This window comes from Paracoccus sp. PAMC 22219, from assembly GCF_000787695.1.
GTDB lineage: Bacteria > Pseudomonadota > Alphaproteobacteria > Rhodobacterales > Rhodobacteraceae > Paracoccus.
Genome location: NZ_BBPH01000119.1, coordinates 1 through 23,941, shown reverse-complemented (window position 1 = coordinate 23,941; position 23,941 = coordinate 1). Strand labels below are relative to the sequence as shown.

The window sequence follows — 23,941 nt, the reverse complement described above, 5'->3', positions numbered from 1 at the left end:
ATGGTGGTCGTGGTCGTGGTCGTGGTCGTGGTCGTGGTCGTGGTCGTGGTCGTGGTCGTGGTCGTCATGACCCGCGTGGTCCGCGTGGTCGTCCGACGCCGCGCCGGCATAATCGCGCAGGGTCACTCCCTCGACCTCCAGCAGGCGCAGCTGCGCGGCGCCCGACAGCGTGTCCGACGCCCGCGACAGCCACGGCGTCAGGTCCGGCCCCATCCAGATCACCACATCCGCCCCCTGCAGGGCCTGGGCGTCCGACGGGCGCATCTGGTAATGATGGGCGCTGGCCCCTTGGGGCAGCAGCACGCGCACCTCGGCCAGATCGCCCATGACCTCCTGGACCAGGGCACCGGTGGGGACCAGGTCGGTGACGACCTGCGGGGCGGCCAGGGCGGGAACGGCGGTCAGCGACAGGATGGCGGCAAGGGATGCAGGGCTGCGCATCGGGATCTCCTTTGCAGGGCGGGTTTGTTGCGATGGCAGGGTTCTGTGTGTTACAGGGTAACAAGTCAACCGCATTGTAATAAAGTAACGCATCGCTGCGTGAAGGACCCCCGTGCCAGACCACGACCACGACCATGTCATCGCCGCGACATTCGCGCCGCATGACCACCGCGAATGCGCGCACCGTGCGCTGGACGAGGCTGCGGCCCGGCTGGCCGAGCAGGGCGCACGCCTGACCCCCGTCCGCCGCCGCACGCTGGAGATCCTGCTGGAAAGCCACCGGGCGATGGGCGCCTATGAGGTGCTGGACCGACTTGCGGCCGAAGGGTTCGGCCGCCAGCCGCCCGTCGCCTATCGCGCGCTGGAGTTTCTGGTCACGCACGGGCTGGCCCACCGGCTGCAGCGGTTGAACGCATTCGCGGCCTGCCTGCATCCGGGTCACGACCATCACCCGGCCTTCCTGATCTGCCGCAGCTGCGACAAGGTCGCAGAGGCCGCCGCCGCCCCGATCCGCGACGCGCTGACCGCGGTCGCGGCCCAAGGCGGGTTCCGCGTCGAACGCGCCACGATCGAGGCGCTTGGCCTGTGCGCCACCTGTGCCGCCGAAGGCGTCGCATGACCCCGCTGATCGAATCCCGCGCGCTGACGATCCATCGCCCCGGCACGACCGACCCGGTGCTGGCCCAGGTCGATTTCCGCATCCGCCCGGCCGAGATCGTGACCGTCGTCGGCCCGAACGGGTCGGGCAAGTCGTCGCTGATCCGGGCGCTGCTGGGGCACATGCCGCTGGCCTCGGGTGCGGTGACGCGCCGGCAGGGGCTGCGCATCGGCTATGTCCCGCAGCGGGTGCAGCTGGACACCGCCATCCCGATGACTGTCCGGCGGTTCCTGTCGCTTCCCGTCCGCGTGTCCGACGACCAGGCCGAGGATGCGCTGATCCGCACCGGCGTGCCGGGCCTTGGCGCGCGGCAGCTGACGCAGCTGTCTGGCGGCCAGTTTCAGCGGGTGCTGCTGGCCCGCGCGCTGCTGGCGGACCCGCATCTGCTGGTGCTGGACGAACCCACGCAGGGGCTGGACCAGCCGGGCATCGTGGCGTTTTATCAACTGATCGAGGAGGTGCGCCGTCAGACCGGCGCCGCCGTGCTGATGGTCAGCCACGACCTGCTGGTCGTGATGCGGTCGTCGGACCGGGTGGTCTGCCTGAACGGCCATGTCTGCTGCGAAGGCACGCCCCAGCATGTCAGCACCGCCCCCGAATACCGCGCCCTGTTCGGCGCCGGGGCCGAGGGCACACTGGCGCTGTACCAGCACCGCCATGATCACGACCATGACCACGACCTGACGCCGCATGTCCACGGGCCGGGATGCGGCCATGACCACGCCGACCGGGCGCAGGGGTGACGACCGATGCTTGACGATTTCTTCGTGCGCGCCGTTCTGGCGGGATTGGGGCTGGCGCTGGTGGCGGGCCCCCTGGGCAGTTTCGTGGTGTGGCGGCGGATGGCCTATTTCGGCGATTCGACCGCGCATGCCGCCATTCTGGGCGTCGCGATGGCCCTGGCCTTCGAGGTGTCGATCTATGCCGGCACGCTGGCGGTCGCCGTGGCGATGGCCTGCCTGGTGTCGGCGCTAGTCACGCGGGGGCAGGCAATGGACACGATCCTGGGGGTGCTGTCGCATTCCGCGCTGGCCGTGGGCCTGGTCGCGATCAGCTTTGTGCCTGCTGCGCGGTCCGATCTGTCCAGCTATCTGTTCGGCGACATCCTGGCGGTGGGCCGCACTGATCTGGTGCTGATCTGGACGGGCGCGGCGCTGGTTCTGGCGGTCCTGATCCTGCGTTGGCAACGGCTTGTGACCAGCAGCCTGAACGAGGAGCTGGCCATGGCCGCGGGAATCGACCCGCGCGTGGAACGCCTGGTCCTGTCCCTGGCGCTGGCCGTGGTGGTCGCCCTGGCGATTCGAGTGGTGGGGTCGCTGCTCATCTCGGCGATGCTGATCGTGCCGGCGGCGGCGGCCCGCACATGGGCCCGAACCCCCGAGCGGATGGCCGCCGGTGCGGCCCTGATCGCCGCCGCATCCGTCATCCTGGGGTTGTGGGCCAGTTTGCGACTCGACACGCCCGCAGGTCCCTCGATCGTGACCGCAGCGGCGATCTTTTTCGTCGCCTCACAGGCACTTCGCCGGGCATAGTGCCGAATTGTCACAGTTTTTCCGGGGGTTTGACGGGGTCGGAACAAAGCGCCGAAACAGGTGTTGGCCAATATGCAACAGTGCTTGCAGGCCCACGGGGGAATCAATTCAATGCTGCTTTTCAACTGTTCGGGTTTGTGTAACTGTCGCCTCGATGTTGCCAGAAATGGCAGCCGTCAATCGAAACGGAGCATGATCATGACCAAATTCGCTACTTTCGCGGCCGCTCTCGGCCTGACCGCAACTTCGGCTCTGGCCGGTGGCTATGTCGCCCCCGTCGTGGAAGTCGAGCCCGTCATCGTTGAGGAGCAGCCCGCTTCCTCGAACGCTGGCCTGGTCGTCCCCGCCCTGCTGCTGCTGGGCGTCATCGCCGCAGTCGCTTCGGACGACGACGACAGCTGATATCGGATCGGATCGTTCACACGGTCCGAGCCACAAGGGGCTGGCCTTTGGCCAGCCCCTTTTTCATTGCCCGCACGCCTGTCCGACAGACATCCGCGCATGAAAAAACCGGCCCCGCAAAGGGCCGGTTTTTCCGTTCCGATGGCGCCTGTCAGGGACGCAGCGTCTGAATGGTCACATAGCCCATGCCGGGCCCGATCCATTGGCGCGACACCGGGATCTGCCCGTTCTGGACCAGGTAGTTGTTCTGGAACGTCGCACCATGCCCCTCGCAGTTTTCCAGGATCACGCCCGGGTTGGGACCCGGAGAGGTCGTGCAGGAAAACTGCAGCGGCCGTTCCAGCCCGTCGCCCGACAGATAGCGCATGACGCGGGTGCCGCTGCCGGACTGGCCCGCACGGATCAGCCCCTCGGTGCCGGGTTCGGCCACCGACAGGTCGCGGCCCAGGCCGCGGGTGCCGATCAGCATGCCGCCGCGCAGGATCACGGCCTGTTCGTCGGGGGTCATGTAGGTGCGCATGGCGCCGTTCGTGCCCGTCAGCGCCAGCACCTGCGTGCGGGCCGGGATTTCGAAGGTCGCCTGGATCAGCGGGCCTTGATTGACGCGCAGCGCCTCGGCCGCGGCCTGCTGGGGGCTGGGCGCGGGCGTTGCGGGCTGGGCGGCCCCGCGGGCCGTGATGGCCTGGGTCGCGGTCTGCGCCAGCACCGACAGCGGGCTGGCACCGGCCTCGTCCGCGCCGGTATTGCCGCAGGCCGACAGGGCGACCAGGGCAGCCCCGGCAAGGATTGCGCGCATCTGCATCGGTCCGTTCATCGCCAGAACCTCCCCCAGCCTTCGTAAAGATCGACGGTGTGGCTTTCGCGAACACGGTCGTACAGGCGTCCGTTGACATTGACCCTCGATCCGCCGTCGCGCGACAGCGACCGGATGTTGGTCGACACGCGGTCGCGGCTGGCCTGGCCCGTGGCCCAGCCAAGCGGGATCGACAGGGTCACGCCCTTGTCGAAGCTGCCTTCGCCGAATTCCTCGGCCGACAGGTCGGTCTTGGTGGCATAGGCACCGATCTGCCAGCCGTTCGCGAATTCGCGCGCCAGCGTCACGGTCGCACCCACGTCGCCCGCCAGGTACTGGCCGACGTCCAGCTGGGCGGTGAAGCCCTGGGTGAACTCATAGTATGCCGACACGTGGCCGGTCGTGACCTCATAGTCGCGGAAATCGAACAGCTGGTCGAAATCGCGCTTGCGGACGCGGTTGATCTCGGCGCCGAAGCCCAGGGGCGAATTGGCGGGCTTCCACAGCGCCTCGGCGGACACGCCGCCATAAGCGCGCTCCAACAGGCCCACGGTCACGCGGGTATAGATCGCGTCCGACGGCTTGGCATACCATGCCAGCGTCAGTTCCGGGATCACCGGGCTGGAATTGCCGGTGTACATCCGCGTGTCGGACCGCACCCGCGGCACGCCCTCGGGCGTGGTTTCCAGGGCGGGGTTCGCTTCATATTCGTCGGGCGTAAAGTATTCGCCGCGCTGTCCCGGTATGCCCGGACCGCGCTGGCCGATATCGCCGAAGGCGCGTTGGCGCAGGGCGCCCGTCGCGATCAGGCCGGGCATCAGCTCATAGCTGGCGCGGGCCTCGGCGCCGACCTCGTGGGTCAGGCCGTCCTCGGCGCTGAAGATGCCCAGGTCCAGATAGGGCTTCACCGACCAGCGGAACCGCGGGTACAGGCCCTGGCTGGCGACCAGCCCCGGCGCGCCGGGAACGGCATCCGACAGGGTCGATGCGGCAGCGATCTGGCCAGCCTCGGTGTTCTCCAGCCGCTCGACGTCGCTCCGGCGCACGGTCACCGAAGAGGTCGGCATCCCGTCGCTGGTCGAGGTGATCACGAAGGTTTCCACCGACGGGGGCAGGGCGCGGGTCATCAGGCGCGCGGTGCGGCCCACGGCCTCGGCCTGGTTGATATAGCGCTGGTTGCGCAGGCGGACCTCGGCGCGGGTGGGCGCCAGGGCCATGCTTTCCAGCAGCATCCCCTCGTCGGCCATGCCGTCGCCCAAGGCCTTCTGAATGGCGGGCTGGGCGGTCGGGTCCTGCGACCAGCTGCCCGACCAGCCTCGGGGTCCTGTGCGGGGGCCGGGCGCGGGCGCACCGGCGCGGGCGCGCTTTCCAGGCCCGACGGATAGGTCGCGTCGCGCGGGTTCAGCGCTATGGTGAACTGCGCACCGATGGTCTCTCCGCCGATGGTATAGATCCCGGCCTCGTAGTTGCGGCCAAAGCGATAGTTGGCGGCAAGGTTGATGTTGCTTCCCGGCTCATCGCCCTGCTGGTACTCGTTGCCGTCGCTGTAGCGCGCGCGATAGATGTCGTTGGAATATTCCGCGACCAGGTTCAGGCGGTCGTTGACCTGCCAGCTGACCGAGGCAAAGGGCTTGGCCCCGCCGCTGAACCAGTCCTCGACATTGGGCGTGCCGCCTTCGTCGCCGACGTCGATGATGCGCGGTTTGCCCGCCAGCGTGCCCCAGCCCAAGCCCACCGATGCGCGGACCGTCGGCGTCACGTTGCGCGTGGCCACGATGTATTCGCCAGAATAGACCCCGGTGCCCAGGAAATCCTGCAGGCCGACCGCGACCGCGGGGCGCCAGCCATCCTCGTCCACGATCTGATAGCGCAGGTCCAGCGAGCGGTCCGAGATGAACCCCTCCTGCCGGAAATCCTCGATCCCGTCGACGCGGCCATAGCGCAGGACCGTCGTCAGCCCCGGCAGCGCCTGAAAGAAGACGTTGCCGCGCCGGGCATAGTCGGACAGCGACAGCGTCGCGCCCAGGCTGCCGTCGGGCATGGTCTCGGCGGTCGGCGTGTCGATGCCGCCGGGCAGGCCATAGGTCGACATGTTGCGCCCCAGCATCGGGTCGGCGGTCGCGACGCCGACGCCCGACCCCACGATCAGGGCCAGGGGCAGGGTGGTGGCCATCAGCTGGCGGGTCAGACGCGAGCGGCGCATCGGCGGCTTCCTTTCGGCGGCAGGATCAGGGCGGGCAGGGCAGGAGTTTCAGGCGCAGTGGCAGTCTTTGCGGCACGGATCGACACACGAATGCGTGACCCATGCGCGCGCGTCATCCGGCGGCGGCCGGTGCGGCATCCGCGGCAGCCTCCGCCGCGGGGGCGGCGGGCTGGGCGGGGGATGCGCAGCCGGTCTGGGTCTGGCCGGCCACCGTCAGGCGCGCGGTCAGCGGAAAGCGTTCGTCGGCCATGCTGTCCTGGCATTCCGTCGCGCGCAGGTTCAGCACGAACGGCCGTCCGCCCAGCACGCCGATGTATTCGACGCCCTGGTCGAAGACCAGGCGGTTCACCTGGATCTGGCGGCCCGACTGGTTGTCGGGGGTGCGATAGACGGCGGTGCCGCCGCTGACCTGGACGTTCCAGAACGGCTCGTTTCCGCGGGCCACGAAGGCGGTGCTGCGATAGGTCAGGGGCTCGGCCGTCGGCACGACGCGCCCGACGGTGCCCGTCTCGATCGGCTGTTCCAGCGGAGAGACGGCGGGCGGGCGCGGGCCCGTCGGTTCCTCGGGCTGGGCCGCGGCATCGTCCAGGCCGACCCCGCGTCGCAGGTCGGTCATCACCTGGCTGTCGCAGGCGCCAAAGGCAGGGTCATCAGGGCAAGGATGGCAAGGCGGGGGAACATGGGGCTTTGGCCTTCTGGTTCTGGGCGGCTTTGTCGCGGGATCACTGTCACTCAAGCGTTAGCAACCGCAGCCACAGGGAGCAAGCGTCACGCCCCGCTGACGGCAGCCTGCCGCCGCCCGGAAAGGACCGATTGGTTCAGTCATTTGATAAATGATCATTGCCGGGGCGAAATGGGCGGATTTGCAGGTTATGCATTGAAATCGGGGGAAAACCCGGCATAGGTTTCAGAGATGTTCTCTCGGGCGGCACCCACATGACAGGCTTGGCACGACACGGTCAAGACCCCGCCTTCTTGTCAGGGGGGGCACGATTTTCCTGGGACGACGGGCGGATGGCCCGCGCGATCGGGGATTTCGACTGGCAGTCGACCCCGTTGGGCCCGATCTCCGGATGGTCGGTGGCGCTGTTGACGGCGGTCCGGATGATGCTGGGACAGCGCCATGCGGCCTGCATGTTCTGGGGCCCGGAGCTGATCATGCTTTATAACGACGCCTATGTGCACGTTCTGGGCGGCAAGGAGGAGCATGCCCTGGGCCAGCGCTTCCAGCAGATCTGGGCGGATGTCTGGGATGACGTCCGGCTGCTGGTCGATCAGACCCTGTCCGGTCGCGGCACCTATTCCGAGGAAATGCGTCTGGTCATGACCCGCAACGGGTTCGACGAAGAGACGTTCTGGAACTTCAGCTACAGCCCGCTTTACGACGACGACGGCACGGTCTCCGGACTGATGAACATCACCGTCGACATGACCGGCTTGGTCCAGGCGCGCCGCAACCAGCAGATCATGCAGGAAGAGCTGCTGCACCGCATAAAGAACATCCTGTCGGTGACCTCGACGGTGGTGTCCTCCAGCCTGCGCAACGCCACCAGCATCCAGGAGGCGCGCGACACCGTGGGCGCGCGCATCATGGCGCTGGCCAAGGCGCAGGGCCTGTTCACCGGCCTTGGCGAAAGCGCCGACATCACCGAGGTGATGGCCCGGTCGATCGGCGCGCATCTTGTCGGCAACGACCGCATCCGCCTGTCCGGCCCGTCCGTGCCGCTGAGCAGCCAGCAGGCAGTCGGCCTGTCGCTGGCGCTGTACGAGCTTGCGACGAATGCCGCGAAATACGGCGCGCTGGCCAGCCCGCAGGGCGTGGTGGACCTGTCCTGGTCGGTGATGGGCGATGATTTCGCGCTGGACTGGCAGGAACGCGGTGGCCAGCCGGTGGCGGCGCCCACGCGCGAAGGGTTCGGGTCGCGCCTGGTGAACATGATCGTGCCGGCCTATTTCAACGGCGAGGGGCAGGCTGAATTCCTGCCCCAGGGCCTGCACTATACGCTGCGCGGGCAGCTGACCCCCTAGCAGTTGGGGACGTTCACGGCCAGGCCGCCAAGGGACGTCTCCTTGTACTTTTCCGACATGTCGCGACCGGTCTGGCGCATCGTCTCGATCGCGGCGTCCAGTGGCACGATATGGCTGCCGTCGCCGCGCAGGGCCAGGCTGGCGGCCGCCACGGCCTTGATCGCACCCAGCCCGTTGCGTTCGATGCAGGGCACCTGAACCAACCCGCGCACCGGGTCGCAGGTCATGCCAAGATGGTGTTCCAGCGCGATCTCTGCCGCGTTCTCGACCTGCTGGGGGGTGCCGCCCAGAACTGCGGCCAGCCCCGCGGCGGCCATCGCGGCGGCCGATCCGACCTCTGCCTGGCAGCCGCATTCCGCACCCGAGATCGAGGCATTGTGCTTGATCAGCCCACCCACCGCCGCCGCCGTCAGCAGGAAATCGGGCAGCAGGCGTTCCGACGCGCCCGGCACATGGTCCAGCCAATAGCGGATCACCGCGGGCACCGTGCCCGCCGCGCCGTTCGTGGGGGCGGTGACGACCTGGCCCCCGGCGGCGTTCTCCTCGTTCACGGCCATGGCATAGGCGGACATCCAGTCGTTGATGACATGGGGTGCGGTCATGTTCAGGCCGCGCTCCTCGATCAGCTTGGCGTGGATCGCCTTGGCCCGCCGGCGCACGTGCAGCCCGCCGGGCAGGATGCCGTCCGTCGCCAGTCCGCGGTCCATGCAGTCGCGCATCGCGCCCCAGATGCGGTCCAGCCCCGCCAGCATGTCGGGCCGGGACCGGAAACACAGCTCGTTGGCCTCTTTCATCCGGGCGATGGACTTGCCCGAGGCTTGGGCCATCTCCAGCATCTCGGCGGCGCTGCTGAACGGATAAGGCACGCTGGAGGTCGCATCCGTGCGCACCGCGCCCGCCTTGTCGGCCAGTTCCTGGTCGGTCATCACGAAGCCGCCGCCGATCGAATAATAGATCTGGTGATAGATGACGTCGCCCTGCGCGTCGGTCGCCGACAGGGTCATGCCGTTCGCATGGCCGGGCAGGGTGTGGTCGTAATCGAACCGCAGGTCGCGGTCGGGGTCGAAGACCAGCGGCCCCAGTCCCTGCGGGTGCAGCAGGCGGGTTTCGCGGTTGTCGGCCAGGGCGGCCTCGGCCGCATCCATGTCCATGCTGGCGGGGGTGAAGCCCGCCAACCCCAGGATCGTTGCACGGTCGGTGGCATGCCCCTTGCCGGTAAAGGCCAGGCTGCCATGCAGACTGGCGCGCAGCCCGTGGGCGCGGAACGGCTGGAGCCGCAGCGAGTCGAGGAACCGCTGTCCGGCGACCATCGGCCCCATCGTGTGCGAGGAGGAGGGCCCCACACCCAGCTTGAACAGATCGAAGACCGACAGAAACATGACACCCCCTTGCATTTCCGCGCCCATCCAAGCACGACACGGGCCCCGCCGCCACCGCCGTCCGCGCCGCTTCCGGTTCCGGTTGCGACATCGGCCCGCTTGCAGCCATGACGCGCGGTCTGCTTAAGATGATTGCAACATGCCCGGTTTGCAGGCAACCGGGACGCGCCTGCGATTTGGGCAGGCCAGCCGCCCCCTGCCGTTCTTGCGGGCGGTCTGCCCCGGGGTGAAGGAACAGAACATGCGATTGCCCGACCCGATCCTGCTTGGTGACACACCCCTTGGCCCGCCGGTGTTCCTTGCGCCGATGGCCGGGATCACCGACGTCCCCTGCCGCCGCGCCGTCGCACGGTTCGGCGCGGGCCTGATGGTGTCCGAGATGGTCGCCTCGACCGAGATGGTGACGCCGCGCCCCTCCACCCGCGCCGCGGTGCGCGCCAAGGCCCTGACCGAGGGCGCGCTGCCTGTCAGCGTGCAGATCGCGGGCCGCGAGGCCGCGCCGATGGCCGAAACCGCCCGCATCGTGGCGGGCATGGGCGCGCGCGTCATCGACATCAACATGGGCTGTCCTGCCAAGAAGGTCACGGGTGGCCTGTCCGGCGCGGCGCTGATGCGCGATCTGGACCATGCGATGACGCTGGTCGATGCCGTCGTGGGCGCGGTGTCGGTGCCGGTGACGCTGAAGATGCGCCTTGGCTGGGACGACGACTGCCTGAACGCGGCCGATCTGGCCGCGCGGGCGCGCGATGCGGGGGTGGCGATGCTGACCGTGCATGGCCGCACGCGGGCGCAGTTCTACAAGGGGCAGGCCGACTGGTCCGCGATCCGCGCGGTGGCCGATCTGCCGGGTCGCCCGCCGCTGGTCGCAAATGGCGACGTGGTCGATGCCGACAGCGCGCGCGCGGCCCTGGCGGCGTCGGGCGCGGATGCGGTGATGGTCGGGCGCGGCGCGCAGGGCCGCCCCTGGGTTCTGGCGCAGATCGCGCATGACCTGTGGGGCACGCCCGCGCCGCAGGTCCCGCAAGGCGCCGCACTGGCCGATCTGGTGGCCGAGCATTACGAGGATATCCTGGACTTCTATGGGGCGGACCTGGGCCTGCGCGTCGCGCGCAAGCATCTGGCTGGTATGCCGACGCGAACGGCGCGCCGCTGCGCGACCAGATGATGCGCGCGGACACCCCCCGCGCCACGCTGGACCTGATCGCCCGCGCCTTTGGCGACGCCGCAGGGGTGGCCGCATGACTCCCCGGCCGCGCAACTTTCACGAGGCGACCCCCGGCCCGGGGTGGGAGGCGCTGCCGCTGCCCGCGCTGATCCTGGACGCCGAGGGGCGCGTGGCCGCGATGAACGACGCGGCGGAAATCTGGCTGAACCTGTCGCGCAATTCGACCTTGGGCAAGCCGCTGGACGGGGACGAGATGTCGATCCGCCTGCGTCTGCAGCCCGGCCTTGCGCCGCTGCTGGCCCGCGTGCGCGCCAGCGACGAGGCGCTGTACCAAGCCAGCGTCCAGTTCGAGATCGGCGATCGCGCAGGCGGCCATCAGGCGCGGCGCGGTGCGGTCCATGCGGGGCCCGCCGGTCAGGCCGGGGGCGCGGTGTCGCTGCTGATCGTGCCGCAGGACGATGACGGCGCGCATCAGGCCCGCCACGTCCGCAGCGCGGCCCGCAGCGCCATCGGCATGGCCGAGATGCTGGCCCATGAGATCAAGAACCCCCTGGCCGGCATCCGCGGCGCGGCCCAGCTGATGGCGATGAACGCCACCCCCGAGGACCGCGAGATGGCCGAGATGATCGTCGCGGAATCGCGCCGCATCGTGGCGCTGCTGGATCAGGTCGAACGGTTCGGCGACACGTCCGCACCCCATCTGGGCGCGTTGAACGTGCACGATGTGCTGGAACAGGTGCGCCGATCGGCCAAGGCGGGGTTTGCGCGCGACGTGCAGATCGTGACCGATTACGACCCGTCGCTGCCCATGGCGCTGGCCGATGCGGACCAGTTGGTGCAGGTCTGCCTGAACCTCGTCAAGAACGCGTCCGAGGCGCTGGACGGCAAGGCGGGCGGCACGATCCGCCTGCGCACCCATTACGATCACACGCTGCGCCGTCCCCCCGATGAGACCGACCCCACGGGCCGCTCGCTGCCCCTGCAGATCGAGATCGAGGATAACGGCCCCGGTTTTCCCCCCGCCATCGCCGACCAGGTGTTCGAGCCGTTCGTGTCCGGCCGTGAAAACGGCACCGGGCTGGGCCTGGCGCTGGTCAGCAAGATCATCACCGACCACGGCGCGCTGATCCGGGTGGACAGCCGCCCTGGACGCACCGTGTTCCGCATCTCCCTGCCAAAGGCATAAGGACCTGAACCCATGGACGGCACCGTTCTGATTGCTGACGACGATCGCACCATCCGCACGGTGCTGACGCAGGCGCTGACCCGCGCGGGCTGCCGGGTTCACGCCACGGGCAGCTTGGCGCAACTGCTGAAATGGGTCGAGGAGGGGCGGGGCGATCTGGTCATCACCGACGTGATGATGCCCGACGGCAACGGCATCGACCGCATCCCCGCCATCCGCGAGGCGCGGCCCGACCTGCCGGTGATCGTGATCTCGGCCCAGAACACCATCGTGACCGCGATCCGCGCGACCGAGGCCGAGGCGTTCGAATACCTGCCCAAGCCCTTTGATCTGCCGGACCTGATGTCCAAGGCCAATCAGGCCCTGTCGCGCCGCCCGCGCAAGTCGGACCCGATCCCCGAACCGCTGCCCGCCCCGCGCGAGGCCGCCGACCCGGCCATGCCGCTGATCGGGCATGCGCCGTCGATGCAGGCGCTGTTCCGGATGGTCGCCCGCGTGCTGAACGCCGACCTGCCGGTGATCATCGCGGGCGAAGCGGGGGTGGGCAAGACCACCATCGCGCGCAGCTTTCATGAACTGTCGGATCGCCGCGACCGGGGGCTGGCGATCCTGACCTCGTCCGACGCGACCGAGGAGGCGATCGCGCGCGCCGCCGACAAGGCCCGCGGCGGCACGATCATCATCGAGAACCCGGCAGGGTTCGACGCGGGCGCCCAAGCCCGCCTGATCGGTCTGATCGAGACGATGGAGGCCGGCCCCGACCGCGCCCACGCGCCCCGCATCGTGGCGACCACCGGGTCTGACCCCCAGGCCGACGTGGCCGCGGGGCGGCTGCGGTCGGACCTGTATTACCGCCTGGCGGGCGTCACCGTCAGCGTGCCGCCCCTGCGTGCGCGCGTCGACGACATCCTGCCGCTGGCCGCCCATCTGCTGGCCCGCGCCGCGGCCCAGGGGTTGCCCGAACGCCTGCTGTCGGACGATGCGGCGGCCATGCTGCGCGCGCACGCGTTCCCCGGCAACGTGCGTGAACTGGAAAACATGATGCGCCGCCTGGCCCTGACCGCCAGCGGACCCGCCATCAGCACCGCCGAAATGCGCGAGGCGCTGTCCCAGCAGTCCGGCCACCGCGCGCCCGCATCGGCGCCCGTATCAGCCATGACCCCCGCGCCCGAACCCGCGGGCGTCGTCAGCCTGCCGCAGGTCGGATCGCGCCTGTCGGATTCGGTCGAGGCGCATCTGCAGCGGTATTTCGACCTGCATGGCGACGCCCTGCCGCCGCCGGGCCTGTACGACCGCATCCTGCGCGAAGTCGAACGCCCGCTGCTGCAGGTGGCGTTGGATGCGACGGGCGGAAACCAGCTGCGTTGTGCCGATCTGCTGGGGATCAACCGCAATACGCTGCGCAAGAAACTGACCGAGCTGAATATCGAGGTGACACGGAGGCGCAAACTGATGTAAAACCGCCACAGGGCACAGCGCGAAGGACACGCACGCCTGCAACAAAAGCCGCGAAAGACGGCAAGTGGGGGATATGGCAGGTTTGGCATCGGGGCTCAGCTGGGACAGGCTGGCCCGTATCCGATTGCCCCGACCGTGGCGCGGGGCGCTGACCTGGGGCATCGTGCTGGCGGGCGTCGCGCTGGCCGTGGCGACGCTGGCCGTGATGGGACCGTTCGGGCGGGGCATGCAGGGCGCGACCCTGCGGATGGTCCTGTTGGCGGACCTGGCGTTTCTGATCGTGCTGATCGGGTTCATCGTCGCGCGGATGGCGCGGCTGATCTCGGCCCGGCGCAGCACGGCGCCCGCGTCGCGCCTGCATGCGCGGCTGGTCGCGATCTTTGCCGGGCTGGCGCTGGTGCCCACGGTTCTGGTCGCGCTGTTTGCGGGGTTCCTGGTCAATATCGGGCTGGAGGGTTGGTTTTCCGACCGCGTTCAGCAGGTCGTCACCACATCCCAGGCCGCGGCCGAGGCCTATCACGCCGAACATCGCAGCGACCTGACCGAGGATGCGCGCGCGTTGGCGGGCGTGCTGACCCAGGCCGGGCGCGCCAATCCGCTGATCGAGGACGGAGAGATGCGCCAGCTGCTGGCGCAGGGGCAGGGCCTGATCCAGCGGGGCCTGCGCGAGGCCTATATCATCAACGGCGCCGGAGAGATCCGCGCGCGAGGCGAGCGCAGCTATCTGTTCTGGTACGAGGCGCCGGGCACGGAACAGCTGGACCGCGCGCAGGCCGACGGCATCGCCCTGATCGAGGATTGGGCGAACGACGAATTCCGCGCCCTGGTCGCGTTGCCGCCATTGGCCGACCGATACCTGTACGTGACGCGCGACGTGGATGGCGACCTGCTGGGGCTGGTCGACGACACTCGCGCCACCGCCGGCGATTACCGCCAGCTGGAGGAGATGCGCAGCCAGGTCCTGCTGGAGTTTTCGCTGGTCTATCTGGGGTTCGCGCTGCTGCTGGTGGCGGCGGCGATCTGGCTGGGGCTGTGGTTCGCGTCCCGCCTGTCGCGGCCCATCGGCCTGCTGGCGCAGGCGACCGACCGCGTGGGGCGCGGCGATCTGGACGTCCAGGTCCCCGAGGTCCGCACCGGCGACGAGATCCAGACCCTGGGCCAGGCCTTCAACCGCATGACCCGCCAGCTGAAGACGCAGCGCGAGGAGCTGGTCGAAAGCTATCGTCTGTCGGACGATCAGCGGCGGCTGTTCGACAACGTGCTGACCTCGGTCACGTCGGGGGTCATCGGGCTGGACGCGGCCGGGGAAATCGACTTCGTCAACCGCTCTGCCAGTCGGCTGCTGGGGCTGGACGCCAAGCGCGACATCGACGCGCTGCTGTCCGAGGTGGTGCCCGAATTCGCGCCGCTGTTCGCGCGCCTGTCGGCATCGGTCGCGGAAACCATCCAGGACGAGGTCCGCCTGATGCGCGAGGGCCGCATCGAAAGTCTGCTGGTCCGCATGGCCGTCCGCCGCGGCACCGACGGCGCGCTGGAGGGGTATGTGGTGGCCTTCGACGACGTGACCGAGCTGGTCAGCGCGCAGCGCATGGCCGCCTGGGGCGACGTCGCCCGCCGCGTCGCGCACGAGATCAAGAACCCGCTGACCCCCATCCAGCTGTCCGCCGAACGCCTGCGCCGCAAGTTCGGGCCGCTGGCAGCCGAAGGCGACCGCGCCGCGCTGGAACAGTACACCGACGTGATCATCCGCCAGACCAACGACCTGCGCCGGATCGTGGACGAATTCAGCCGCTTTGCCCGGATGCCCGAACCCGACCGGGCCGAGACGGACCTGGCCGCGCTGCTGCGTCAGGTGCTGCTGTTGCAGCAGGACGCCCTGCACGCGACCATCACCCGCGACATTCCCGACGATCCGGTGATCGTCGATTGCGACGCGGGCATGATGCGCCAGGCGCTGACCAACCTGCTGAAGAATGCCGGAGAGGCCATCGACGAGCAGGCGGCGCTGGATATCCCCGGCTGGACGCCGCAGATCGCCGTCGCGCTGGAGGTGCAGCCCGAATCCGTCTGCATCCGCATCACCGATACCGGTCCGGGCCTGCCCGCCGACCGGTCGCGGCTGTTCGAGCCCTATGTGACGCTGAAAAGCCACGGCACCGGGCTGGGCCTGCCCATCGTCAAGAAGATCGTCGAGGAACATGGCGGCAGCCTGTCCCTGACCGATGCGCCCGATCCGCCCGGCGCCATGGCCGAGATCCGGCTGCCCCGCGAACGCCACCCCGTCCGGCCCCCAAGACCAAGAGCAGACAAGAAAAAGACGAGGCGACACCATGAACGACATCCTGATCGTCGATGATGAACGCGACATCCGCGAACTGATCGCCGACATCCTGCGCGACGAAGGCTTCGACACCCGCATGGCCGCGAATTCGGACGAGGCCGTGGCGGCCCTGAACGACCGCGAACCGTCCCTGATGATCTTGGACATCTGGCTGAAGGACAGCCGCATGGACGGGATCGACATCCTGAAACAGGTCAAGCGCAACAACCCGGACGTGCCGGTGATCATCATCTCCGGCCACGGCAACATCGAGATCGCGGTCGCGGCGATCAAGCAGGGGGCCTATGATTTCATCGAGAAGCCCTTCAACATCGATCAGCTGATGGTGGTCATCAACCGCGCCATGGAAACCGCTCGCCTGCGGCGCGAGAACAGCAGCCTGCGGCGCGGCGGTGATCGCGTGGCCGACATGCTGGGCCAGTCCGCGGCCTTCAAGCGGCTGCGCGACGGGCTGGACAAGGTGGCGCGGTCCAATGGCCGCGTCATGCTGGCGGGAGAGCCGGGCACCGGCAAGGAAAGCGCCGCGCGCTATATCCACGCGCATTCGCCCCGCGCGTCGGCGCCCTTCGTCACCGTGCCCTGTGCCACGATCGAGCCCGAGCGGATGGAGGAGGTGCTGTTCGGCCGCGAATCCCCCGAACGCGGGATCGAGCCGGGTCTGCTGGAGCAGGCGCATGGCGGCATCATCTATTTCGACGAGGTGGGCGACATGCCCATGGGCACCCAGCCCAAGATCCTGCGCGTGCTGACCGAACAGCAGTTCGTGCGTGCGGGCGGCGCGGACAAGGTGCGGGTCGATCTGCGGGTGCTGTCGTCGACGAACCGCGACCTGGTGGCCGAGATCGCCGCCGGTCGGTTCCGGCAGGAGCTGTTCGACCGGCTGAACGTGGTGCCCATCGCGGTGCCGTCGCTGGCCGACCGGCGCGACGATATCGCCGCGCTGGCCCGCCATTTCATCGAGCAGTTCCACAAGAACCAGGGCCTGACGCCCCGCGATCTGCCCGAGGAAACCGTGGCGGCCCTGCAGTCCATGCGCTGGCCCGGCAACATCCGCCAGCTGCGCAACGTGATCGAACGCGTGCTGATCCTGGCGGAAAGCCACGGTCCGATCCTGCCGTCCGAGCTGGAGCCCCAAGGCGCCACGCCGGACAACAGCGACACGTTGAGCCTGGGGCCGTCGGTCACCGCGATGGCACTGCGCGAGGCGCGCGAGCTGTTCGAGCGCGAATACCTGGTCGCCCAGATCAACCGGTTCGGCGGCAATATCAGCCGCACGGCGCAGTTCGTCGGCATGGAGCGCAGCGCGCTGCACCGCAAGCTGAAGTCCCTGGGCGTCGTCGGCGGCATGCGCGGCGAGGACGAGTTGATGTTGGGCAAATAGCCTGCCGCTTGCGCGGACCGCGCGCCCGGCTTAGGCAAGGGGGCGCGGGACGAAAAGGGTGACGCATGAAGATCATCATCTGCGGGGCAGGGCAGGTCGGCTGGCAGATCGCGCGCCACCTGTCGGGCGAACGCAACGATGTCACCGTCATCGACAACAACCCCGACCTTGTGCGCCGGGCGACGGAATCGCTGGACGTGCAGGGGGTGACGGGCTTTGCCAGCCATCCCGACATCCTGGACAGCGCGGGCGCGCGCGACGCCGACCTGATCATCGCCGCTACCCATTCGGACGAGGTGAACATGGTCACCTGCCAGGTCGCGCATTCCATCTTTCAGGTGCCGCGCAAGATCGCGCGCCTGCGGTCGGGCGCCTATCTGGACGCGATCTATTCCGACCTGTACCGCACCGAACACCTGCCCATCGACGTGGTCATCAGCCCCGAACGCGAGGTCGCGCTGGCCGCGCTGCAGCGGCTGTCGGCGCCGTCGACCTTTGACGTCGAGACGTTCATGGACGGCAAGATCCAGCTGCTGGGGATCGATCTGGAACCCGACTGCCCGGCGCTGAACACGCCGCTGCGCCAGCTGACCGAGCTGTTCTCCAGCCTGCGCGCCATCGTGGCGGGCGTGCGTCGCAGGGGGCGGCTGTTCGCGCCCGAACCCGGCGACCAGTTGTTCGCGCATGACCAGATCTATGTCTTCAGTCATATCGACGACGTGGCGCGGACCTTGGACATCTTTGGCAAGCCGCCCCAGAAACAGGAACGCGTGACCATCATCGGCGCGGGCAATGTGGGTCTGGCCGTGGCGCAGGCGCTGGAGGCGCGGCCCGACCGCATCCGCGCCAAGCTGATCGAACGCGACCGCGGGCGCGCCGAATTCGCCGCCGACCGGCTGGAACGCACCATCGTGCTGAACGGCGACGGCCTGTCGGCCGAGATCCTGGAGGAGGCCGCCGTCCCGCAGGCCGATGCCGTGCTGGCGGTCACCGACGACGACAAGACGAACATCCTGGCGTCGGTGCGCGCCAAGCAGGCGGGGGCCAAGATGGCCATCGCGCTGATCAACGACCCCACGCTGGTGCCGCTGATGGGGGCGCTGGACATCGACGCCTATATCAACCCGCGATCCACGACGGTGTCGACGATCCTGCGCCACATCCGCCACGGGCGGGTGCGCGACATCTATTCCATCGGGGATGCCGAGGCCGAGGTGATGGAGGCGCAGGTCCTGTCCACCAGCCCCATGGCCGGGCGCGCGATCCGCGACATCGACTTTCCCGAAGGCGCGCTGCTGGGTGCGGTGCGCAAGGGCGACCGGGTGGTCAAGCCGTTGGCCGACACCCGCATCGACGAGGGCGACATCGTGCTGATCTTTGCCCTGTCCAAGGACGTCCCCGAAGTCGAGCGCCTGCTGCAGGTCTCGATCGACTTCTTCTGAGGGGCGGGCGATGACGGGCTTTCTTCTGCGGATGCCGGTGCTGGTGCTGTTGGCCGGGGTGGCGGCGGTGCTGATGCTGGCGCCCGCGGCATTCGCCTCGGTCACCGGATACGCCGCCATCGCGCGGAACTTCTTCTACGCATCGCTGCTGACGCTGACCTTCTGCGGGCTGATCGGGCTTGCGGCGCAGGCCAACCCCCGCGGCCAGACCGCCCGCGAGATGCTGTTGCTGATGCTGGGCGTCTATGGGCTGATGCCGCTGCTGCTGGCCGTGCCCTTTGCGGAAAGCCAGCCCGATACCGGGTTCTTCAACGCCTGGTGGGAGATGGTGTCGTCGCTGACCACCACCGGGGCGTCGCTGTATTCGGCCGACCTGCTGCCGCTGCCGCTGCATCTGTGGCGGTCGATGGTGGGCTGGATGGGCGGGTTCTTCGTGCTGGTCGCGGCGGTCGCGATACTGGCGCCGCTGCGCGTGGGCGGGTTCGAGATCATGTCGAACCCCTATGGCCGCGAGGAATATCGCGAACACCTGCCGCCGTCGGACCAGCCCCGCCGCCCCGTCCTGCACCTGTCCGATCCCAGCTTCGACACGCAGCTGGCCGACCCCGCCAGCCGGCTTGGTCGCGCCGCGTTGCAGGTGGGGCCGCTTTATGCGGGCTTTACGCTGGTGCTGTGGGTCGGACTGCTGATGCTGGGCGATCCGTCCTTCGTGGCGTTGACGCGGGCCATGGGGACGCTGTCGACTTCGGGCATTTCTCCGGTGATCGGGCCATCCGGAGAGGCATCGGGCATCGCCGGAGAGATGCTGGTCTTCGTCTTCCTGATCCCGGCCCTGTCGCGGCGGTTCTGGCCCGGCGGCGCCGCGCTGCGCGCGACCGAACGGCTGGCTTGGGACCCCGAACTGCGCATGGCCCTGGGGCTGGTGCTGGGGGTGGGCGCGATGCTGTTCCTGCGCCATTTCCTGGGCGCGATCGAGGTCGACCGCGCCGCACCCCCCGATCCCACCGGCATGGCCGAGGTCGGCCGCGCGCTGTCGGCGCTGTGGGGCAGCCTGTTCAGCGCGCTCAGCTATCTGACCACGACGGGCTGGACGTCGGTTGCCTGGGCTGGGGCGCGGTCCTGGTCGGGGCTGGATGCGCCGGGGCTGGTGCTGGCGGGGCTGGCCCTGATGGGCGGCGGAATCGCCACGACCGCGGGGGGCGTCAAGCTGTTGCGCGTCTATGCGCTGGCCTGTCACGGCCAGCGCGAGATGGAGCGGATCATTCACCCTCATTCCGTGTCTGGCGGCGGACGAATCGCCCGCAGGTTGCGCCGCGAGGGGGCCTATCTGGCGTTCATCTTCTTCATGCTGTTCGCGATTTCCATCGCGCTGGTCGTCAGCCTGGTGTCCATCCACGCCATCGAGTTCGAGACCGCGACCATCCTGTCCATCGCCGCGCTGACCAATGCCGGCCCCCTGGCCAGCGCCATTCCCCTGACGCCTGCCTTCGAGGGGACCGCCGGCATCGCGTCCGCGCCGTGGGAGGGGTGGTCGGGCCTGCCCGATTTCACCAAGGCGGTGCTGGCCTGCGCGATGGTTCTGGGCCGGATCGAGACGCTGGCGGTGCTGGCGCTGTTCTCTCCGGAATTCTGGCGCCGCTAGGTGTGGCCCAAATGTTGCCTTCCGGTTTCCGCGAAATCCGCCATGCTTGCATGGGGTGGGGCATGGGCTTAGATGTTGAATGGACAGGGACAGTGAAAAACGGACGATAAACAAATGGCTGGCGACAAGCAGAACCTGCAGGATGCGTTCCTGAACCATGTCCGCAAGGCCAAGGTGCCGGTCACCATCTTTCTGATCAACGGCGTCAAGCTGCAGGGTGTCATCACCTGGTTCGACAATTTCTGCGTCCTGCTGCGCCGCGACGGGCAGTCGCAACTGGTCTACAAGCACGCGATCAGCACGATCATGCCGGGCCAGCCCATCACCCTGTACGAAGGCGAGGATTGATTGGCCGAACTGACGGAAACCGCAGCCAAGCCGACACGCGCCTATGTGATCCACCCCGATCTGGGCCGCGCCCGCACGCAGCGGCGCGAGCCCGAGCATTCGCTGGCCGAGGCCGTGGCACTGGCCCTGGCGCTGCCGGGCATCGAGATGGTCGGGTCCGAGGTCGCGAACCTGCGTGAACCCAATGCCGGCAAACTGTTCGGCAAGGGCAAGCTGGCCGAGATCAAGGAGCGTCTTGAGGCGCTGGAGGTCGAGCTGGTGCTGGTCGACGGCCCCGTGACCCCGGTGCAGCAGCGCAACCTGGAAAAGGACTGGGGCGTCAAGCTTTTGGACCGGACCGGGCTGATCCTGGAGATTTTCGCCGACCGCGCCCGCACCCGTGAAGGCGTGCTGCAGGTCGAGCTTGCGGCGCTGTCCTATCAGCGCACGCGGCTGGTGCGCGCCTGGACCCACCTGGAGCGTCAGCGCGGTGGCTTGGGCTTCGTGGGCGGTCCCGGCGAGACGCAGATCGAGGCTGACCGCCGCGCCATCGACGACCAGATGACCCGCCTGCGCCGCCAGTTGGACCGCGTGGTCAAGACGCGCAGCCTGCACCGCGCATCGCGTGCCAAGGTACCCTATCCGATCGTGGCGCTGGTGGGGTACACCAACGCCGGGAAATCGACGCTGTTCAACCGGCTGACCGGCGCGGACGTGTTCGTCAAGGACATGCTGTTCGCGACGCTGGACCCGACCATGCGCGCCATCAAGCTGCCGGATGCGCAGGGCAGCGGTTCGGGCCGCAAGGTGATCCTGTCCGACACGGTGGGTTTCATCAGCGACCTGCCGACCGAGCTGGTCGCGGCCTTCCGCGCCACGCTGGAGGAGGTTCTGGAGGCCGACCTGATCCTGCATGTGCGCGACATCAGCCACCCCGAAACCGAGGAGCAGGCCCATGACGTGGCCGCGATCCTGGACAGCTTGGGCGTGGACGAGGATGTGGCTGCGATCGAGGTCTGGAACAAGATCGACGCCCTGGGCGACGATACCCGCGCCGCCTTGCGCCGCACCGATGCCCGCACCGAGGGCGTGCAGGCCGTCAGCGCCCTGTCGGGCGAGGGGCTGGACGATCTGATCGCGGCCATCGACCGACAGCTGGGCGAGGTTCTGGACGAGCCGCGCCTTGAGGGTCATGTGGTCCTGGACTTCGCCGACGGTCGCAGCCGTGCCTGGCTGCACGAGGCGGGCGTGGTCGAGCGCGAGGATGCGGGCGAGGATGGGCTTCACCTGGACCTGCGCTGGACCGCGCGGCAGAAGGGCGCCTTTGAGGCCTTCACCGGGACGGCGGCCGAGCTGGACGAGGATGACGAACCCGATGAGCCGCGCAGCGGCGGGTGGCATCCGGCGGACTGAGCTATTTTTGTCCAGCGGTGGCGGGCGGAGGGCTAGGTCATTTGCGTCCCGCGGTGGCAAGCGGGGGGCAAGCCCCCGTCAGTCAGCGGTTCTTGAACCGATGGCGAACCGCTGTCTGACCCCCCCGCCGGCAGGGGCTGCGCCCCTTCCGGACCCTCCGCGGTATCAGGCTGGCATTTCGTGCGACCAGGGCGGGTTCGCGCCGGGGCGTGAGACGGTGATGGCGGCGGCTTGTGCGCCGAGAGTCAGCGCCGCGTGAATCTGGTCGGGGGTGATCGCCGCAATGGCGTCCTTGGACAGCAGGCCTTGGCGGTCCAGCGACGCAAGCACGCCCGCGTTGAACGTATCGCCCGCGCCGATCGTGTCGGCGACCGTGGCGCGGACGGCGGGGGCGTGGATGGTCTCTCCGGCCCAGATCGCCTTGGCGCCGGCCTCTCCGCCGGTCTGCAGGACCAGCCGCGGGCCGGTGGCCAGCACGGCACGGGCGGCATCTTCGGGCGAGAGGTCGGGATAGAGCCACTCCAGGTCATCGGCCGACAGCTTCACGATGTCGGCCAGGGGCAGCAGCCGCGCCAGTCGCGCGCGATAGGCGCCCGCATCGGTGATGAAGAACGGGCGGATGTTCGGGTCGATCATCACCGGCAGACGGTCGTGATGCTGGGCGATCAGCGCCTCGATGGTGCCGCCGCAGGGGTCGGGGACCAGGCTGATCCCGCCCGCGAACAGCGCGGTCACGCTGTCGGGCAGCGGGCCGATATCTTCGGGTAGCAGCATCCGTCCGGCCGAGCCTTCGTCATAGAAGGAATACCGCGCCTCTCCGTTCGTCAGGGTCACCAGCGCCAGCGTGGTCAGGCGGTCGGTGCGGGGGCACAGGTCGGTGTTCACGCCGGCCTCGGCCAGGGGCCGCAGGATCTGGTCGCCAAAGGGGTCGCGGCTGATCGGCCAGAGATAGCCCGTATCCTGACCAAGGCGGCCAAGCGCGATGGCAGTGTTGTAGACCGCGCCGCCGGCCAGCGGGCGGAAGGTGCCATCGGTCGGCACCATGTCGATCAGCGATTCGCCTGCGCACAGGATCATGGTCGGTTCCCCCTTGGTTCGGCCTTACTGCGTCAGATACAGGATGGCTGCTAACGCTACCAGTGCCACGGCCACGGCCCCGGCGATTTTCCACGCCGAATACGGGCGTTCGCCCATGACACGTCCCGACTGGCCGTTCACCACGAAACGGAAGCTTTTTCCGTTGTACCGATAGGCGGCGGTCCAGACGGGCAGCAGGACATGCTTGAACGTTTCGGCGGTGAAGGCGCTGTCCTGCGCCTCGATCCGCTGCTGGTCGCCGCCAATCGCGCGGCGGATGTCGGTGGTGATGACCTGCGCCATCTGGGCACGGGCCGCGTGGTGGCCGTCGGCCAGCGGCACGGTATAGCCCTCGGCCTCGAACCCCGACAGGAAGGCCGGGTCATAGGTCGCCAGCTGCGACAGGTCCCACGGCACCAGCGCATCGGTGATCCGCGCGGGCAGCGCGGTCGAGGCCAGCACCAGCACGTCGTTGAAGTCGCGCGCCACCGTCCCCGATGCGGGCCGCCAGCGGATACGCGGCACCTGCTGGGCCACGCGCTGGCTGCGGCCGTTGATGGTCTGGGTGACCCAGACCGTCTCGAAATAGGTATCGCCGCGCTGGCCGCGAAAGCGGGTGTGGCTGGCCGCGTCAAAGGTCCAGAAGGGCGAATAGACGCCCGTCAGCCGACGGTCCTTGCGCGCATAGGCGACCAGCCCGGATGGCGCGAACCACAGGCTTCCCAGCCAGCCCTTCATCGCGTCGCGGGCCTGCGCCTCTGTCAGGGCAAAGGGCAGGACGCCCTGCGGCTTGATGCGCCGGGTGGCACCGGTGTCGGTGACGACGGGCGATGCGCAGAACGGGCAGGCGCTGGCGTGGTGGGTGTCGTCCAGCTGCACCTGCGCGCCGCATTGGGGGCAGGACAGGGTCCGCACGGTTTCCGCGATCACCGAACCCGCATCCAGATGCAGGCCCTGATCCAGCGGGATCTCGGCAAGATCGGGGGCCTTATGGCCCGCGTCCCATTGCAGGGGCGGCGGGGTGCCGTCGCGGGTCAGGCCCGGCGCGCGGGCGGGGCCGGGGCCGATCTGCT

The 23,941-nt window shown here is 68.8% G+C and carries 21 protein-coding genes and 1 pseudogene; 14 read left to right on the top strand and 8 right to left on the bottom strand.

The window, feature by feature from the left end; genetic code table 11:
* The coding region (locus tag TY51_RS13400) for a metal ABC transporter solute-binding protein, Zn/Mn family (protein ID WP_042250230.1) at positions 1-441 on the bottom strand (441 nt) is incomplete at its 3' end.
* Positions 442-553: 112 nt separating this feature from the next.
* Between TY51_RS13400 and TY51_RS13395 the strand changes: the two genes are divergently transcribed.
* The 4 genes from TY51_RS13395 (at position 554) to TY51_RS13380 (ending at position 3,033) form a co-directional block, all read left to right on the top strand.
* Complete coding sequence (locus TY51_RS13395) at positions 554-1,060, top strand: Fur family transcriptional regulator (protein WP_373960715.1); 507 nt, start codon at positions 554-556, stop codon at positions 1,058-1,060.
* Entirely contained in the window at positions 1,057-1,842 is a 786-nt protein-coding gene (locus TY51_RS24570; RefSeq protein ID WP_042250229.1) for a metal ABC transporter ATP-binding protein, read from the top strand. Before TY51_RS13395 ends, TY51_RS24570 begins: the two co-directional genes overlap by 4 nt.
* Before the next feature lie 6 nt (positions 1,843-1,848).
* Positions 1,849-2,631 (top strand): metal ABC transporter permease, encoded by a 783-nt coding sequence (locus TY51_RS13385; RefSeq protein WP_042250226.1) that lies wholly within the window; start codon positions 1,849-1,851, stop codon positions 2,629-2,631.
* A 198-nt stretch (positions 2,632-2,829) separates the two neighbouring features.
* Positions 2,830-3,033, top strand: a complete 204-nt coding sequence (locus tag TY51_RS13380; protein ID WP_369799442.1) for a hypothetical protein — start codon at positions 2,830-2,832, stop codon at positions 3,031-3,033.
* Between the two features lie 151 nt (positions 3,034-3,184).
* Here TY51_RS13380 and TY51_RS13375 read toward each other — a convergent pair whose 3' ends face one another.
* The 4 genes from TY51_RS13375 to TY51_RS13365 all read right to left on the bottom strand — a co-directional run bounded on the left by TY51_RS13375 (position 3,185) and on the right by TY51_RS13365 (position 6,645).
* Positions 3,185-3,829, bottom strand: coding sequence for a YjbF family lipoprotein (locus tag TY51_RS13375; protein ID WP_231559059.1), 645 nt, complete (start codon positions 3,827-3,829; stop codon positions 3,185-3,187).
* A gap of 14 nt (positions 3,830-3,843) precedes the next feature.
* Positions 3,844-5,058: a YjbH domain-containing protein gene (locus TY51_RS24080; protein ID WP_255351421.1), complete on the bottom strand. Its 1,215-nt coding sequence runs from the start codon at positions 5,056-5,058 to the stop codon at positions 3,844-3,846.
* Complete coding sequence (locus TY51_RS24075; RefSeq protein ID WP_255351420.1) at positions 4,953-6,029, bottom strand: YjbH domain-containing protein; 1,077 nt, start codon at positions 6,027-6,029, stop codon at positions 4,953-4,955. Before TY51_RS24075 ends, TY51_RS24080 begins: the two co-directional genes overlap by 106 nt.
* A gap of 112 nt (positions 6,030-6,141) precedes the next feature.
* Positions 6,142-6,645, bottom strand: a complete 504-nt coding sequence (locus TY51_RS13365) for a COG3650 family protein (protein WP_042250220.1) — start codon at positions 6,643-6,645, stop codon at positions 6,142-6,144.
* Positions 6,646-7,043: 398 nt separating this feature from the next.
* On the opposite strand from TY51_RS13365, the gene TY51_RS13360 reads away from it, so the two are divergent.
* Positions 7,044-8,057: an HWE histidine kinase domain-containing protein gene (locus TY51_RS13360; RefSeq protein ID WP_081995021.1), complete on the top strand. Its 1,014-nt coding sequence runs from the start codon at positions 7,044-7,046 to the stop codon at positions 8,055-8,057.
* Here TY51_RS13360 and TY51_RS13355 read toward each other — a convergent pair.
* A complete protein-coding gene (locus tag TY51_RS13355) occupies positions 8,054-9,436 on the bottom strand; it encodes an L-serine ammonia-lyase (RefSeq protein ID WP_042250215.1) in 1,383 nt (460 codons plus the stop codon). The two genes, TY51_RS13360 and TY51_RS13355, sit on opposite strands and share 4 nt — an antisense overlap.
* A gap of 241 nt (positions 9,437-9,677) precedes the next feature.
* Here TY51_RS13355 and dusB point away from each other — a divergent pair.
* The 9 genes and pseudogenes from dusB to hflX all read left to right on the top strand — a co-directional run bounded on the left by dusB (position 9,678) and on the right by hflX (position 21,791).
* Positions 9,678-10,678 (top strand): annotated as a pseudogene (gene dusB, locus TY51_RS13350) (tRNA dihydrouridine synthase DusB).
* On the top strand, positions 10,675-11,787 hold the full coding sequence (locus tag TY51_RS13345; RefSeq protein ID WP_042250213.1) for a nitrogen regulation protein NR(II): 1,113 nt from the start codon (positions 10,675-10,677) through the stop codon (positions 11,785-11,787). The pseudogene dusB and the gene TY51_RS13345 overlap by 4 nt, the downstream one beginning before the upstream one ends.
* 12 nt (positions 11,788-11,799) lie before the next feature.
* Complete coding sequence (locus TY51_RS13340; protein WP_042250211.1) at positions 11,800-13,245, top strand: sigma-54-dependent Fis family transcriptional regulator; 1,446 nt, start codon at positions 11,800-11,802, stop codon at positions 13,243-13,245.
* A gap of 73 nt (positions 13,246-13,318) precedes the next feature.
* Positions 13,319-15,601 (top strand): PAS domain-containing sensor histidine kinase, encoded by a 2,283-nt coding sequence (locus TY51_RS13335; RefSeq protein WP_081995020.1) that lies wholly within the window; start codon positions 13,319-13,321, stop codon positions 15,599-15,601.
* On the top strand, positions 15,576-16,967 hold the full coding sequence (locus tag TY51_RS13330) for a sigma-54 dependent transcriptional regulator (RefSeq protein ID WP_042250209.1): 1,392 nt from the start codon (positions 15,576-15,578) through the stop codon (positions 16,965-16,967). The genes TY51_RS13335 and TY51_RS13330 overlap by 26 nt, the downstream gene beginning before the upstream one ends.
* A gap of 65 nt (positions 16,968-17,032) precedes the next feature.
* Complete coding sequence (gene trkA, locus TY51_RS13325; RefSeq protein ID WP_042250206.1) at positions 17,033-18,409, top strand: Trk system potassium transporter TrkA; 1,377 nt, start codon at positions 17,033-17,035, stop codon at positions 18,407-18,409.
* Positions 18,410-18,419: 10 nt separating this feature from the next.
* Positions 18,420-20,051: a TrkH family potassium uptake protein gene (locus TY51_RS13320; RefSeq protein WP_042250204.1), complete on the top strand. Its 1,632-nt coding sequence runs from the start codon at positions 18,420-18,422 to the stop codon at positions 20,049-20,051.
* 114 nt (positions 20,052-20,165) lie between these two features.
* Positions 20,166-20,399, top strand: coding sequence for an RNA chaperone Hfq (hfq, locus tag TY51_RS13315; RefSeq protein WP_042250201.1), 234 nt, complete (start codon positions 20,166-20,168; stop codon positions 20,397-20,399).
* The gene (gene hflX, locus TY51_RS13310) at positions 20,400-21,791 is read left to right on the top strand and encodes a GTPase HflX (RefSeq protein WP_081995018.1); all 1,392 of its coding nucleotides are present in this window, start codon (positions 20,400-20,402) and stop codon (positions 21,789-21,791) included.
* A 165-nt stretch (positions 21,792-21,956) separates the two neighbouring features.
* On the opposite strand, the gene TY51_RS13305 is transcribed toward hflX, so the two are convergent.
* On the bottom strand, positions 21,957-22,868 hold the full coding sequence (locus tag TY51_RS13305) for a carbohydrate kinase (protein ID WP_042250200.1): 912 nt from the start codon (positions 22,866-22,868) through the stop codon (positions 21,957-21,959).
* Positions 22,869-22,892: 24 nt separating this feature from the next.
* The gene (locus TY51_RS22770) at positions 22,893-23,936 is read right to left on the bottom strand and encodes a zinc ribbon domain-containing protein (protein ID WP_231559060.1); all 1,044 of its coding nucleotides are present in this window, start codon (positions 23,934-23,936) and stop codon (positions 22,893-22,895) included.
* Positions 23,937-23,941: the final 5 nt, after the last annotated feature.